Origin of the sequence: Mycobacterium timonense (genome assembly GCF_025821985.1) — a bacterium.
In the GTDB taxonomy this organism is placed as follows: domain Bacteria; phylum Actinomycetota; class Actinomycetes; order Mycobacteriales; family Mycobacteriaceae; genus Mycobacterium; species Mycobacterium avium.
Window position 1 is genome coordinate 1 of sequence record NZ_JACKSY010000010.1, and the last position, 12,779, is coordinate 12,779.

Here is a 12,779-nt window from a genome sequence, read left to right on the forward strand (position 1 = left end):
GCCTTCGACGTACCAGTAGGTGGCCAGGATGGCGGCGTAGTCGGCGGGGCGTTCCAGGCGGCGTTTGCCCACCCCCCAGCGGGCCGCCCACAACCGGGTGGTGGCTTCTTTGAGGTCGTTGGGTGTGCCGTCGTCGAACCGCCAGGCACGCCCGAACGCATCCAGGGCGTCGGCGGCGCGGCCCGGTGGGATGTGCGGTGCCGCGGCATTGACCCGCGGCATGGTGGCGGGCGAGGCCTTGCGGGTTGCGATCAGCGCATCGGTTTGGGTCATGGTTTGGACGACCTCGGTCACGCCGGAGGTTTTCGCCGGCGCCAAGCTCCCGTCGGCGGTGTCGTTGCTCACCAGATAATCCAACTGCCCCAACACATTCGCGTACGCGTCGGCGGCGGCGGCGAGTTTGAGGGCGGGGCGCTCGTGGCCACCCCAATCGGCGGCGAAGCTGCCCGACGGGTCGACCACCGCGGACAGCAATTCCAGCCCGGCCGGCAGTTTGACGTCCATCGGGATCACCGAGAGCCCATCGGTGGTGGCCAGGATGTAGCGGACCCGCCGCGACGGCAGCCCGGGCTCCTCAAACAGGAACACCCCGATCGCGGCGCGCGCACTGGTCCACGCGATACCCGGGCGGTCGCGAAGCGCTTTGACCACACCGGCCAAATGCTCATGGGCCACCGCGTGTTCGGGCGGTAACACGGTGATCCGCTCCACCGAGGCCGCCGCGGCCGGATCGGCCGCCAGCGCCCNCCCGGGCGGTCGCGAAGCGCTTTGACCACACCGGCCAAATGCTCATGGGCCACCGCGTGTTCGGGCGGTAACACGGTGATCCGCTCCACCGAGGCCGCCGCGGCCGGATCGGCCGCCAGCGCCCCACCCGTGTTCGACGATGTCGATGTGGTGGCGGTTTTGGCGGGCATGATCACCGGGGTCGCCGCGGCGCCGCCGACGGCGGCCGCACCCAGCGCCGCGGGCATCGCCGACCCGCTCATCATCGCCGGTGACATCGGCGGCGCCGGCGGCAACGGAGCAAACCCGGCCCCGCCCGGGTAGGCACCCAACGCACCCCCAACACCCGACGACGGCTGCTGCTGGCCCTGAGCCGAGGCAGGTTGAGCACCGTTAGCGCCACCCGGCGACGGCGCAGTCGACGAGCCGTTGCCGTTGGCTGCGGTATGCATCCCAGCCTGGGTTGGGTCCCCGCCCGTAGCGGCCGCAGTGTGCGCGGCCGGGGGTGGGGTGGCGTCATCAGCCGACAGCTGGGTGATCGGCGCCGACACCACCGGCGGCTGCGGAGTCACCGTCGGCGCCGCCGGCGACGGCGGACCCGTCACCTGCGGGCCCGCCGGATTGTTCAACGACGGATTGCGATTCTCAGCGCTATAAGGATCGCTCGGCCCGCCCGCCGGCCCACCCAGCCCGGGGCCAGGCGTGTGGGGCTTTAACCCATGCCCGTTCTTGCCGTCATCGACCAGGGTGCCGTCGTCGTTTTTCACCACGGTGCCCTTATCGTCACCCAAACCACCAGCACCCCCAGCGCCGGCGCCGGCGCCATCACCGCGCTGGGCGTCCAGCAGCTTGCCCAGCGTGTCCGACGAGATCGGCTGCCCGTTATGCGCGCCGGCCAGCTTGCCGACCGTGTCCCCAACGGTTTTGGCGATGTCATTGCCCGGTGTTTGTGTCGGCAGTTGCGGCATCTGCGGCGGCTGCATCGGCGGCATGCCGCCCATCGGCATACCGCCCATCGGTGATCCACCAAACGGCGACCCACTCCCCATCGGAGAGCCGCCCAGCCCCGAACCACCACCGGCCGGCAGGTCATTCAACGTCGGCGGCGGCAACGTCGCCGCAGGAGCCCGCCCAGCCGAACCACCCAACGGCGACACCGGCGCAGCCGGAGCCGGCGCGCTTGGTCCACCCGGGTTGTTCAAACCCGGATTCGTGTTCGCCGGGCTGTAGGGATTCGGTGCGGTCGGGTCCGTCGCCGGCAAACCAGTAGCGGGCTGGCCCGGGGGGCGGTCGGCGGGCTTCGTTGTAGGTGTTTTACCGCCGGTCGGCAGGGCGGGGACCATAGGAGGCTTCTGTCCACCCGAAATGCCAGCCACGACAGTGGCTTTGACGTGCTCCAGGTTCTCTTTCGCCGCCTGCACCGCCTGCTGCGCCGTGTGCAATGACTGATCCTTCTGCGTCTGCGTGTGGAACTCGGTGACCGGTCCAGCGTGATCCGGAGAATGCATCGCCACCGCGGCGTTCATCGCATTCTTGGCCGACGTGATCGCCATCGCAAGCATCGACAACCAACCAGCCGTGTACAGATGGGCCTGCATACGGTCGGCGAACTGACCCATATGAAAGCCGTACTTGGCCTCCAACGCCTCGGCCGCCGCACCCTCCATCTCCTGGGAGGCATAGGCCTTACCCTGGGCTGCAGCGCGGCCGGCTTCGTCCATTTTGGCCGCGACGCCCCGCTGCTCCTCCGCAGCATCCGCAACATCCGACGCGCTATCACTCGGCCAGTTGTCGCCTATAACTTCATCGGCACCATCAGTGGTCGTTTTCGGAACGTCAGTCACGGTTTCCCCCTCCCCAGCGCAGCAGAGCCTCAGCACCGCTGCAGCTTTGAGCATCATTCTGCCGCTCGACAGACGTCCAGTACCAGCCTCGGCGCGCCGATCTGGCGAAATGTCCGCAAAATGTCCTCCTCCCCAACCTGGACGCTGTCATGGGACAATGGACACATGTTGACGTGGGTACGGCGTGCGGCGATGGCCGCAGCGGCGATCGGCTGCTGCGGCGCGCTGACTGCTGCGCCCGCCGCCGCCGACGCCGACCTCGACCTGCGGCACCACCCGGCACCAGCCGTCGCACCCGGCATCGCGATCGCAACCTACGACGCCAACCACGCTGGCGTGGTCGTCCCCTGCACCGCCGGCTGGCTCGTCCACGATGCGAATGGGAATCCCGGTGTGCTTACCGCCGGCCACTGCTACGTCGGCGGCGGCGCCATCTACTGGAACACGATCAAAGGCGCCGAAGGAATCGGCCGCTTCACCGAGCACGTTTACGAGGGCACCAGCGACGAAGACGAGGACATCGCGGTCATCGGCATCAACAACGTGCCAACACCGACCGGGCCCGTAGCCACCGACACCCGCATCATCGGCATCCGGCCCGTCACGGCGCCCGCCGACCCCGCACGACTGGCCAAGGGCCAGCAGTTGTGCCACTACGGCCTAGCCACCGGGCCGCCGCCGCAATGCGGCCCAATCACCTACATCACACCCACCAAGGTGGTGTTCGCTGCACCGGCCGCTGAGGGCGACTCCGGCGGACCCGTCTACTACCGCAACGCCGACGGCACCGCGACACCCGTCGGAATCCATATCCGCGGCGACTCGAGCTCGACCGTTGCCGAGCTGGTCGGCCCCTGGCTGGACAAGTGGCACCTCACCGTGGACACCACGCCGTCGTCGCCCGCCGCGCCAGTCGGCTACCAGCAGCACTGAGTTGGGCTCGCGCGTGATGCGCTGGTGGCCGGTCTGTATGTAAATCGCATCAACGGGTTTCGCGTTTACCCCCAGTTGCCCAGTAGACCGCGGATCGGTAACGCTGGCGCTGCTCGGCCCTCAAGCAAGAGGGCGACGCCGGTGTCAGCGCCCGATTCCGCCGGCTGCCAAGAATGTGGTAGGACCCGCAGCCGATGCTCATGTTCGAGCCATGCATCGATCGCGGCGAACACCGACGGCAGCGCTACTGATAAGTCCCGCTCGCATACCACATACTGCTGGATGTCGGGTGTCGGATCGTCGTCGAACCATTGGATGTCCTCGCGGACAAGCACCGCGTGAAATGCTGCCCCAACAGCGGGCAGTAGCACCTCAACACGCATTTGCGTTTCGACGGCGATGGTCTCTGTCGTCACATCCACTGCCCTCACATCGCACGCTTGCTGTAAGGCTAATCGAAGTTACTGTTAGAATAACCTAATACCACATTGTGTGTGATGCAACACCGCGTCGAAAAGCCTCGATACTGTATTCGCGTGGCCATACAGACTGTCGAAGTCGATGCAGCGGCAGAGCGGGTCGCCGCTGCCGCCCTCGCCGAAGCCCGCACAGCCGCCAGCCAGCGCCTCCTGGCATGGCTCGCTCAAAGCGGTGCCGTCCCACGCGACCTGGCCGACCAGCCCACGGCGCTAACCGACGTCTTGCTGGCGCGCGACCCCAACGACCCCCGCTACCAGGTGCTGGGAACGTTCGCCGGCCGCTGGGCCGCCGATGTTTTACGCATCCTTGCCAGCGCAATCCTTCATCGGCGCGGCCACAACGGACGCCACACACCAGACGTCGCGGCTGTCGAGTACGCGGTGTCCGTGGGCGCTACATGGGCCACCATCGGTGGCGCCCTTGGCATATCCGCACCTACAGCACATAGCCGCTATCGAGACAAAGTTAGCTAGCACGCTGGTCGGCCCGAGTGGCCAGGCGATCAGCGCTTGGCGTGCGCCCGTGCGATACCGCGACCGCGTTACCGGACGACACCAGGCGCTTCTCGATAACCCGCTACTTTATAAGTAGTTTTAATGTTGTGGACGTTGTGTCGTTTTCGGACTTGCAGTTGCGCGGCAAGGCAACGGTCGAAGGCTGGCTGCGCAAGTCGACGAATCGGTTCCTGATCGTGCGGCGGCGCGATGCTGAGGATCTGGTGTTGACCACTGTGTCGCGAGCCGCGCAGGCGCGGGAGGCCGCGTCGGCGGCATCGCGGATTTTCGCCGCGCTGGTGCAACGCGAACCTCGCGTGCACGACTTAGTGACCGACGTGGTGGCGGATGTGTTTCCATGGGTTGCGTTCCTGGCCAACGATGAGGTCCGCGAATTCGTTGACGAGTTGGTGTCAACGATGAAGGCCGCCGAATCGATCGACAACCCGGCGCCGGTGGCCCAGGTAATCGACGCTTGGCGTCATACCGCAGAAGTGCTGGCCGACCCGGAACTGGCCGCCGTGCTGAAGGCCCCGAGCGACGGCGATTACGGACCGGTCCCTGCGCCAGCGGCCCGTGCATAGGTGGCGTCCAAGCGGGGGGAGTCTCCGAAAGCCCCGTTCGGATCGATGGACTAGCCAACGCCCGATTTGGATTCCAACCAGTCGCGTAAACGGGGAAACCTGTCGGGACGTGGGGCTGCGGGGGCAGCCCCACGCTGGCGTGTGACCCCTGCTCGCGTGCGGGGGATCCTGTCGAGGTGGCGCGTCCGCCGCATCTTGGGTTATGCGGTCGGCGTGATCCGCGCCGCGCGGCGCCCGCAGGGCGCACGCACCGACCTCGCTTCAACCCCGAACGCACTGACCGTCGCGAAGGCTGCGGTTGCGATCGCCAACAGCCGCGACGACGCGACCCGGCTGCGCGTGTTTTTCGATTTCACCCGCGGCGCCGACGAAGCGGGTCCGGCGGCGCTACCACTGATCACCACGGAACCACCTCTGATCGGCGACGTACGTTTCGATGCCCTGCTCGCCGCGGCCGCTGAACACCTCGCAGCCCGCCACGGACTACCCGGCCCGCTGTGGACAATCGCGGTCGAACGCTTCCTGTACCGAGCCTGGTGGGTCTCGGCGCTGCCATCAGCGCGGGTGCAGGCATTGTTGTGGACCCCCGCATCGTTTCGCCGCCGCGGCATCTACCTTGACCGGCATGACCTCACTCATGACGGAGTCACCCCGATGCTCGAGCCGGTGTGCGACCTAAACGACATCCGCCGCGCCTTCGAGGCCTTGGCCGCTAAACTCGAGCGCCGGCGGGTCATCGGTCAAGTGCACGTCTATGGCGGCGATCCGATGCTTCTGGCCTACGATCCGGACCGCACGGCGACTCGCGGCATCGATGCTGAGTTCAGTCCAGATGGGCCGATGATCGCAGCGATCCGTGAGATCGCGAACGAAAACGGTTGGCCTTCAACCTGGCTCAACAATCAGGCTGCCAGCTATGTTGCCCGCTATCCTGGCGAGGGTGAGCGGGTTTTCGACCATCCTTATCTGCAGGTCAACGTCACCCCACCCGATCACCTGCTGGCCATGAAAGTCCTCGCCGGCCGCGCGACCCGCGACGCTGATGACGTACGAACCGTGCTGGGCCACCTTGGCATCACCACCACGGCAGAGGTGTGGGCTGTCGTTGACCGATTCTTTCCCGGCACCCCAATACCGCCCCGGTCCAGACGCCTGGTCGAGGACCTACTCAACGAGCGGCGGTAGCGCGTACAGGGTCGCCGTACCATCCAAAGGATGGCTACCGCTGTCTCCGCTGCCACTGCCAGACGCCGTGATCGAGGTCGGTCGGCGACATGCCCATCTCCGCGGCCGCGGCGGTCAGGGTCCGCAGGGCGAATCCGGTCGTGACGGCGCGGCGGGGCATCCCCAGCGCATCGGCTACGAAGCGGCAGATCATTCGGTCCGGCTTGACTCCCGGGATTCCGGCGAGCATCTGGACGTAGTGCCACGTGATCCCGGAGCGCTGACCGGGCACGGCTCGCCACGCCGCCTCCACGCATGCCAAGCGTCCGGCGTCTTCGGCCGCCTCCCGCAGGCTGGCGGCGGTGTTGATCCCCTCGGCGGTGAGGGCGAGCGCGGCGTCCCGGATCGCGGCGCCCTTGAGGGGAGCGCCGGCGTGGGTCGAGGTGCGGTTCCGGTTGCCGATCCGCTGTGCCCATCCGTCCGGGCCGCTCAGCTCGTCGAGTGTGGTGAGGAGCTCGGGCACCCCGTCGGTGTTCGGGTCGCCTGCTTGCTCGCGTCGGTAGGCGCGGTAGCGGCCGACCACTGACTCCACGCTGGAGTACGTGACGCCCGTTGACTGCACGGAATCGACCACGCAGAGGGCCAGGCTGTCGCGGTAGCCCGCGGGGGCCTTGACGTCGCGGAGCGGCTCGCAGCGGTCGATCAGGGCATGCAGCTGCTCGTCGGTGTATGGCACAGGCGCCAGCGTTGCACAGGGGACCGACGCAACGGGTGCAACTGCGAGTGTCGAGCGCGTCTGGAGGGAAGCGCAGAAGATGCGGTTGCGCGCCGCGAGTGTTGGGCGGCGAATCATTACAATGCTGCCTGGGTCTACTAGCATTTGCTGCTAGCATTGAGCGATGGCACGGATGATAACGTTGCGACTCTCGGATAGCGCCTATGAGGCGGTCAAACGCTACGCGGACGCGGACCAGCAGTCGATGAACGCCTGGATCGAGAACCTCCTCGACGTCGAGGACATGCGGCGTCGCTGCGTGGCACACGACCAGTGGATGCGCACACATCCTGAGGCAACGGCGTTCAGCGAGGCGTGGGCGGACCGCAATCTCGACGAGTTAGCGCAGCGTTGAGCCAATCGCCCCGCCGAGGCGACATCTGGACAACCGACACCGGCATCAGCGTGCTGGTCATCTCCTCTACCGTGTACAACGAGATCCCCAGTGAACCTACAGTCATCGTCGTGCCGGTATTCGACACCGAGCCCGACACTGGATTTGGTGTGGATTTGGGCGAGAATGACTGGGCTGCACCGGGACTGGTCACTAGCCTCCGCAAGGCCAGACTAAGCGCACAGCACCGCCGAATAGACGTCCAGGCCCTCACGGACGTCAATAACATGCTTTTCAAAATTCTCGCAACGCCAGATCGATGACAGATTCGAGCCTCGACCTTTAAGGCGCAGTCGGTGTCCGAACTCCCGGCGGCGCGCCGGGGCCGGCGTGTCGGGCCATTTCGTGGCCCCTGCCGGAGGGGATGATCGGTGCCAGGGGGTATCGCGATGTCTTGCGCGCATGTGGCTCGGTCAAGTCAGACGGGTGCGGCGCCAGGCCGGCATCCCGGTGCCTTGTGTTCGGCCACGTCGGCCGACCGAATTCGGAGGGCAGTAAACGCATGACACGTCAAAACGGCTCTGGCACGAAGACCCGGGTGACATCAGCGGCGGCGGTCCTGGGGCGTCATGGTCGGCGTCGCGGCGAACGCGTCGATGGATCCGCAGTGTCTGAGGCGGATTCGGCGCCGACAATTGAGACGTCGGCCGAACCGAGTGTCGAGTCCGATGATGACACTGCGGCCGAAAAACCGTCGTCGACCGACATTGACGACAAGGCGGGCCCGGGCGCGATGCCGGGCGAGCCAGCCCGTCGCGGCCGCTATGCGGTCGAGCTGGGGTCCCGCAGCCGCGGAATCCCGATCAGCTGGGCTGTGATACTGGTGATTTTGGCCGCCGCGCTGCTGTTCGGGTGGCTCGCGTGGCTTACCAGCGGGCAGCTGGCGCCGTGGAAAGGCGGCTCGTTCTCGTGGATGAGGCACGTCACCAGTAGTCAATGGTTCGATGCGGCTCAGACCGCTGCGGCGCTGCTGGCCATCCCCGCGCTGGCCGCCGTTGCCCTGGTGCTACACCGCCGACAACAGCTCAACTACGAATTGAAAGTCATGGCCCACCACAACGCGGTGGCCCTGCAAGACACCGCGGTGGCCGCGCAGCGCACCGCGCAAGAAGCCGCCGCCACCGCAGCCGATCAACTCGACCTCGATGAACGCAAATATGACCTCGAGGCCCGCCGCCACAGTCTTGCGATCAAGGTCCGCCAAGACGAGCGCGAACGTGAACTTCGCCGCCGCTACGACATGATCGTTGGCCAACTCAACGGCCGTGACGCGCCGTTGCGGCTGGCCGGCGCCTACGCCTTGGCTGCGCTGGCCGACGACTGGCACCGGACCGGGATCGACGCCGAACGGCAGGTATGCGTCAACCTCCTGTGCGCGCAGCTGCGGACGCCTCCGCGACCCCACCCCGAAGATCCGGAGTTCCGCCGCTCGGTCGTGGCGATCTTGCGTGAACACCGGCTGCGCGCAGACCTGCCCGACGTCGACTACGACGCCGCCGACGCGGAAAAGAGTTGGCGCGCATGCCATATCGACCTCACCGGTGCCGTGCTGTCGGGCATGAACTTCCTGGGAACCGATCTTTCAGGTGTCGTCTTCCACGGCGCCGATCTCACCCAGGCGGTGCTGGCCGACACAAACCTGACCGGTGCCGCGCTGACGCAAGCCACCCTGACTGGCGGCTATCTGACGAACGCGGATCTCACCCGCGCCGACCTCCGGTGGGCCGAACTAGGGTCCGTTGACGTCTCCGGGGCGACCATGGACGGTGCGTTGCTGGCCGGCGCGCGAAATTTCGAGCCCGCCGCGCGAGCTGACGCAGGGAGCTAACCGCAGGGGAGCGGTTGCCGCTCGGTGTTTGCGCTTTGGGCGAGTGTTGCCGCCAGAAGTCGTCGGTGTCGCGACATACCCTTTGCCTGGGGGTTGTCTTCGGACGTCATGGGGGGACGTTCTATGCAAGTCATCGAGAGCGATTCGTGCCGTCGCGAAGAACGCAATGAACGCTATCGCCGCGGCGTCTGTATCGACTGTGGCTCCGAACCGCACTCGCCTGGCCGGCCCCGGTGCGAAAGCTGTCATCAGGACCACCAGCTCAACCCGGTGGGACGCAAGTGACTATTTTCGTGGCGAATGGATCGGGCGCTCGGTCGCACACCCACAGCTCACGGCCGAGTCGGGTGCAGATAAACGTGATCCAGACCGACGATGGTGTGTTCTACGACGAGGCCGGCGAACAGATTCCGGCGCCCTGCCAATGGTTCGCGCTGTGCGACAACAACGCGGTTGCGACTGAACCTCACCCAATCCTCGGTGACGTCCCGATTTGTCGACGGTGCCGGGACAACGTCCATCGGCGGTAGCAGACCTGTTGCGCGCCAACGGCTCAGCGCGTCATCAGTCAAGGGAACTCACCTAGGAGGTGTGATGGAATGGCTACACGGCTCGTACAGATCACCATCGCTCGTTCGGATGGAACGGATGATGCCGAAATCAGCATGGTTATGCCCGGCGGTGAATCCGGGCATATCAGCCTGTCCGAAGAATCGGAGGAATACAACGTGTTCTGTGACGCAGTAGATGCGTTGTGGGAGCTTGTGATTGGCGAGAGGTAGGGCAACGAGGTGGACGGCGACTGGGTCGCAGAGTTGCTTCCCGGGGATGTGCGAGGCGGCCCCAGTGACGATGAGCGCGATTCGCGCAGACGAACTCGTCGGGTACTCGATCGCCCGGGTGCACAGCGGCGCAGCCACTATCCCGGCCGGCGAACCGACAAATCGGGCGTTTCTACGCGCGGCTGTGCGCCGTTGGCGCGCCCGTACCGGACACATCCGATGAGCCCGTAAATGACACCGAACACCAACCAGGAGCGAGCGTCCAAGTGAGCAGAGTTAGCAAGACCGTCGTTACGTTTACCGTCCTGCATTGCAGTGACACGCCGCTGCCGCCAAGCCTCGACGCCATCCTGCAAGAAACGGATTACGGCCACGCGGTTGGCCTCGAAACCAGTCGTGTGACCGTGGATGTTCCGGAAGACACGGTGAGAGACGAACTGCTCGCACTGGGCAACGACGGAGAGTTCTTTGAGGACGACGACTAATCCGCGCGCGGATAGAACAGGGGGTAAATATTCACGTGCACACCATCATTGAAGCGGAAGTAACCGACGTCTACCTGACCGAATTGCGTGCTGAGTTTCCCGAGCTGAGCCTGACCGTATCGCCGGGTCAGACACGCCTGCGTCATGGAAACCGCGCCTACCACCGCCGCATCGAAGGCCCCGCCGCCGACATCCGAGTCGTCAGTGATCGGCTGTCCATGGCGGGCCTCAGCTGGACCACCATCACCAGCGCGGCCGCCAGCGCCGCGACACAGACCCCACCCCACATATGAGCGCGTCTAGTCCTATGAGCGCCAACGCATTACAGCCACTGATGGCAGCTGTCACAGAATTTAACGAGGTTGCGGACTTCGATCGCCAGGTGGTCGACCCCGCCGTCGCGTTTGCGCTAGCACAGGCGGCTGGCGACTACCTGTCATCAATCGGGCGCTGAGCAAAGGGGACACGAGATGGTTGTTTGCGCCAGGCGGCCGGCAACAGGCGAGTGAAAGGAAGTCATCGATGCCCTTACAGGCAATTCCATCAGCAGGCGACCCACTTATCATCGTCGGCCATGTGCACGCGTTCCCGCGGCACCCCGCACCAGGCACCGTCGTCTCACCACTGGCAGGCGCCGACACCGTGGCCGGTGCGCAAGATGTACCGGGGCAAGGGTACGCACTGGTATCCGTCGAATGGGCCACGCCGTACACAACACTCGATCTGGGCACAGGATCATCAGAAACGCAATACCGCCGAGGAGAATTCGGTCTGCCAACCGAGTGGACCTGGTATCTGGCCCCCGCCGTGCTCGACGAAAGTGGCAGGCAATACCGGCTCACGAGCGATCAAGTGGCATGCGGACACCGCACAGCCCGGCTCCCCGAGCTAGTCGGTTTGAACGCTCCAGAGGTCGTAGCCATTCACGACGTCGTCCTATGAATCAGAGCGAAGTCCTGACATGACGCCTCTCAGCGTCGGGGTTCGGCCGGATCTGCGGTGCGCGAATGCCGCAGCGCCACAACATAGCCGCAAGCACGAGCTGAAGCGGACAGGCAAAGGCAACCAGGGCACATGGAAAACGGGAGGTTTGAGATGGACACAGTCACCACGATCAGCGTCTACATCGGCGGCAGCCACCGCAAGACGATCGACCAGCCGGGGTTTTACGCCCGGATCCGTGAGTTGATCGAAGAGTTCGGAGGCCCAGCGCAATCCATCATCGCCATCGAGGAATCGGGGGTTTGAGCGTGAAGGTGACATTCACCGTCGAGTTTGACGAAGACGTTACCGGGCTCGGCGTCCTGATCGACGCCATGACCGACGAACTGTGCGCGTACGAGCATGTCGTCTCCGTTACTGCGGACTGAGAGGTTTGACCTGACCGACACTGGAGGAAAGTCAGGCAGGTTTTGATCGACCAACTCAAGGATGCTTGCCCACAGGTTTGCGACGACTATCAGCCATCCGCGCGAGCAGTTCCCGGCCATCCACGGTGATGTGACGCTTACGCAGACCATCGCCGACGGATGACGTCCTGGGGTGACTCACCGCGACCGCTGCGCCACTGCCCCTCAATTTTCTCCATGATTTCGTACTCGACGCCCTGCACCTGCACGATGCTCTGACCGAACTCGGCCGCATCGATCCGGTCGGCGAACCGTTCGTCGCTCACGAGCTCCGGCCAGACCGCGGTCGATGCGTGGGAGAACAGGATCGCGAACTCGCGGCGGTCGCTCACCGGATCTCCGTGGTGGTGTCGGCCAGGCGGTGGGTCGTGTCTTGGGCGCAGGCGTCGCTGTTCGGATCGATCGCCGCGGTGACGTCGAGGGTGAGGCGATCGGCCGTGCTGGCGATGATCCTGTACTGAACGTCGACCGCGAAGTAGGCCGTGTCGCTGCCGAACGCCCGTTCGCTGATTAGGTCGAGGAAGCTATCGAGGTCAGCGTCGATGACTTCGTTGAGCGATACGACCGCGGTTCCCTGGATGCGGTCGCCACGGTCACTCATCGGTCCTGCTCGCTGCTGTGGTCTTGTTGAGATGCGAGGACGTCATAGGTGTCGAGCTTCGCGTCCTCCTGGGTCTTGTCGAGACTTAGCCCGGTGTCTGTGTGGATGGTCAGCCATGCAGCACCCAACCCGTGGATGTCGATGTGCGTGACCGTGTGGAGGGTGCGATCAGGGGCGACGATAACATCGCCCACAGAGAGCTGATTAGCCTGTCGGACAATCGTTTTCATCCCGGATGATCCTCTCGTGACTGTTAATGAGTGCCGTATGCGCGGCTGTT

General features: G+C 65.3%; 20 protein-coding genes and 2 pseudogenes. 16 read left to right on the top strand and 6 right to left on the bottom strand.

Annotation, left to right across the window (positions count from 1 at the left end; genetic code table 11):
* Positions 1–711 (bottom strand): annotated as a pseudogene (locus H7I87_RS02765) (hypothetical protein); the annotation flags it as partial.
* 111 nt (positions 712–822) lie between these two features.
* Here H7I87_RS02765 and H7I87_RS02770 point away from each other — a divergent pair.
* The 4 genes from H7I87_RS02770 (at position 823) to H7I87_RS02785 (ending at position 3,503) form a co-directional block, all read left to right on the top strand.
* Complete coding sequence (locus H7I87_RS02770; RefSeq protein ID WP_264002556.1) at positions 823–1,050, top strand: hypothetical protein; 228 nt, start codon at positions 823–825, stop codon at positions 1,048–1,050.
* A gap of 186 nt (positions 1,051–1,236) precedes the next feature.
* Entirely contained in the window at positions 1,237–1,383 is a 147-nt protein-coding gene (locus H7I87_RS02775; RefSeq protein WP_264002557.1) for a hypothetical protein, read from the top strand.
* Positions 1,384–1,445: 62 nt separating this feature from the next.
* The gene (locus H7I87_RS02780) at positions 1,446–1,748 is read left to right on the top strand and encodes a hypothetical protein (protein ID WP_083071455.1); all 303 of its coding nucleotides are present in this window, start codon (positions 1,446–1,448) and stop codon (positions 1,746–1,748) included.
* A 444-nt stretch (positions 1,749–2,192) separates the two neighbouring features.
* Positions 2,193–3,503: a S1 family peptidase gene (locus tag H7I87_RS02785; RefSeq protein ID WP_264002558.1), complete on the top strand. Its 1,311-nt coding sequence runs from the start codon at positions 2,193–2,195 to the stop codon at positions 3,501–3,503.
* Positions 3,504–3,568: 65 nt separating this feature from the next.
* Here H7I87_RS02785 and H7I87_RS02790 read toward each other — a convergent pair whose 3' ends face one another.
* Positions 3,569–3,925 carry a hypothetical protein gene (locus H7I87_RS02790; protein ID WP_083071453.1) on the bottom strand — a complete coding sequence of 119 codons (357 nt, stop codon included), beginning with the start codon at positions 3,923–3,925 and terminating at the stop codon, positions 3,569–3,571.
* 114 nt (positions 3,926–4,039) lie between these two features.
* Here H7I87_RS02790 and H7I87_RS02795 point away from each other — a divergent pair, with 114 nt between their 5' ends.
* The 3 genes from H7I87_RS02795 (at position 4,040) to H7I87_RS02805 (ending at position 6,246) form a co-directional block, all read left to right on the top strand.
* Positions 4,040–4,456: a hypothetical protein gene (locus H7I87_RS02795; RefSeq protein WP_139800113.1), complete on the top strand. Its 417-nt coding sequence runs from the start codon at positions 4,040–4,042 to the stop codon at positions 4,454–4,456.
* Positions 4,457–4,584: 128 nt separating this feature from the next.
* Positions 4,585–5,061 carry a hypothetical protein gene (locus H7I87_RS02800; RefSeq protein WP_083071452.1) on the top strand — a complete coding sequence of 159 codons (477 nt, stop codon included), beginning with the start codon at positions 4,585–4,587 and terminating at the stop codon, positions 5,059–5,061.
* A gap of 99 nt (positions 5,062–5,160) precedes the next feature.
* On the top strand, positions 5,161–6,246 hold the full coding sequence (locus H7I87_RS02805; protein WP_083071460.1) for a hypothetical protein: 1,086 nt from the start codon (positions 5,161–5,163) through the stop codon (positions 6,244–6,246).
* Positions 6,247–6,280: 34 nt separating this feature from the next.
* Here the strand turns inward: H7I87_RS02805 and H7I87_RS02810 are convergent, their stop codons facing one another.
* A complete protein-coding gene (locus H7I87_RS02810; RefSeq protein ID WP_083071451.1) occupies positions 6,281–6,961 on the bottom strand; it encodes a DUF8548 family protein in 681 nt (226 codons plus the stop codon).
* A 163-nt stretch (positions 6,962–7,124) separates the two neighbouring features.
* On the opposite strand from H7I87_RS02810, the gene H7I87_RS02815 reads away from it, so the two are divergent.
* The 9 genes and pseudogenes from H7I87_RS02815 (at position 7,125) to H7I87_RS02850 (ending at position 11,859) form a co-directional block, all read left to right on the top strand.
* A complete protein-coding gene (locus tag H7I87_RS02815) occupies positions 7,125–7,355 on the top strand; it encodes a hypothetical protein (RefSeq protein ID WP_083071450.1) in 231 nt (76 codons plus the stop codon).
* Entirely contained in the window at positions 7,352–7,657 is a 306-nt protein-coding gene (locus H7I87_RS02820; protein WP_083071449.1) for a type II toxin-antitoxin system PemK/MazF family toxin, read from the top strand. The genes H7I87_RS02815 and H7I87_RS02820 overlap by 4 nt, the downstream gene beginning before the upstream one ends.
* 344 nt (positions 7,658–8,001) lie before the next feature.
* Positions 8,002–9,222 (top strand): pentapeptide repeat-containing protein, encoded by a 1,221-nt coding sequence (locus H7I87_RS28920; protein ID WP_158089895.1) that lies wholly within the window; start codon positions 8,002–8,004, stop codon positions 9,220–9,222.
* 599 nt (positions 9,223–9,821) lie between these two features.
* Positions 9,822–10,004, top strand: a complete 183-nt coding sequence (locus H7I87_RS02830) for a hypothetical protein (protein WP_083071446.1) — start codon at positions 9,822–9,824, stop codon at positions 10,002–10,004.
* Between the two features lie 266 nt (positions 10,005–10,270).
* Positions 10,271–10,489 (top strand): hypothetical protein, encoded by a 219-nt coding sequence (locus H7I87_RS02835; protein ID WP_083071445.1) that lies wholly within the window; start codon positions 10,271–10,273, stop codon positions 10,487–10,489.
* Between the two features lie 35 nt (positions 10,490–10,524).
* Complete coding sequence (locus H7I87_RS02840; protein WP_083071444.1) at positions 10,525–10,782, top strand: hypothetical protein; 258 nt, start codon at positions 10,525–10,527, stop codon at positions 10,780–10,782.
* A gap of 668 nt (positions 10,783–11,450) precedes the next feature.
* Positions 11,451–11,558: pseudogene (locus tag H7I87_RS29355) on the top strand (hypothetical protein); the annotation flags it as partial.
* A 26-nt stretch (positions 11,559–11,584) separates the two neighbouring features.
* Complete coding sequence (locus H7I87_RS02845; protein WP_158089896.1) at positions 11,585–11,737, top strand: hypothetical protein; 153 nt, start codon at positions 11,585–11,587, stop codon at positions 11,735–11,737.
* Entirely contained in the window at positions 11,734–11,859 is a 126-nt protein-coding gene (locus tag H7I87_RS02850; RefSeq protein WP_256356939.1) for a hypothetical protein, read from the top strand. The genes H7I87_RS02845 and H7I87_RS02850 overlap by 4 nt, the downstream gene beginning before the upstream one ends.
* Before the next feature lie 137 nt (positions 11,860–11,996).
* Here the strand turns inward: H7I87_RS02850 and H7I87_RS02855 are convergent, their stop codons facing one another.
* Genes H7I87_RS02855 through H7I87_RS02865 form a run of 3 tightly spaced genes read right to left on the bottom strand, consistent with a single transcriptional unit; the run spans position 11,997 to position 12,729 of the window.
* Positions 11,997–12,230 (bottom strand): hypothetical protein, encoded by a 234-nt coding sequence (locus H7I87_RS02855; RefSeq protein ID WP_083071442.1) that lies wholly within the window; start codon positions 12,228–12,230, stop codon positions 11,997–11,999.
* A complete protein-coding gene (locus H7I87_RS02860) occupies positions 12,227–12,499 on the bottom strand; it encodes a hypothetical protein (RefSeq protein WP_083071441.1) in 273 nt (90 codons plus the stop codon). Before H7I87_RS02860 ends, H7I87_RS02855 begins: the two co-directional genes overlap by 4 nt.
* Complete coding sequence (locus H7I87_RS02865) at positions 12,496–12,729, bottom strand: hypothetical protein (RefSeq protein ID WP_083071440.1); 234 nt, start codon at positions 12,727–12,729, stop codon at positions 12,496–12,498. The genes H7I87_RS02860 and H7I87_RS02865 overlap by 4 nt, the downstream gene beginning before the upstream one ends.
* Positions 12,730–12,779 lie beyond the last annotated feature (50 nt).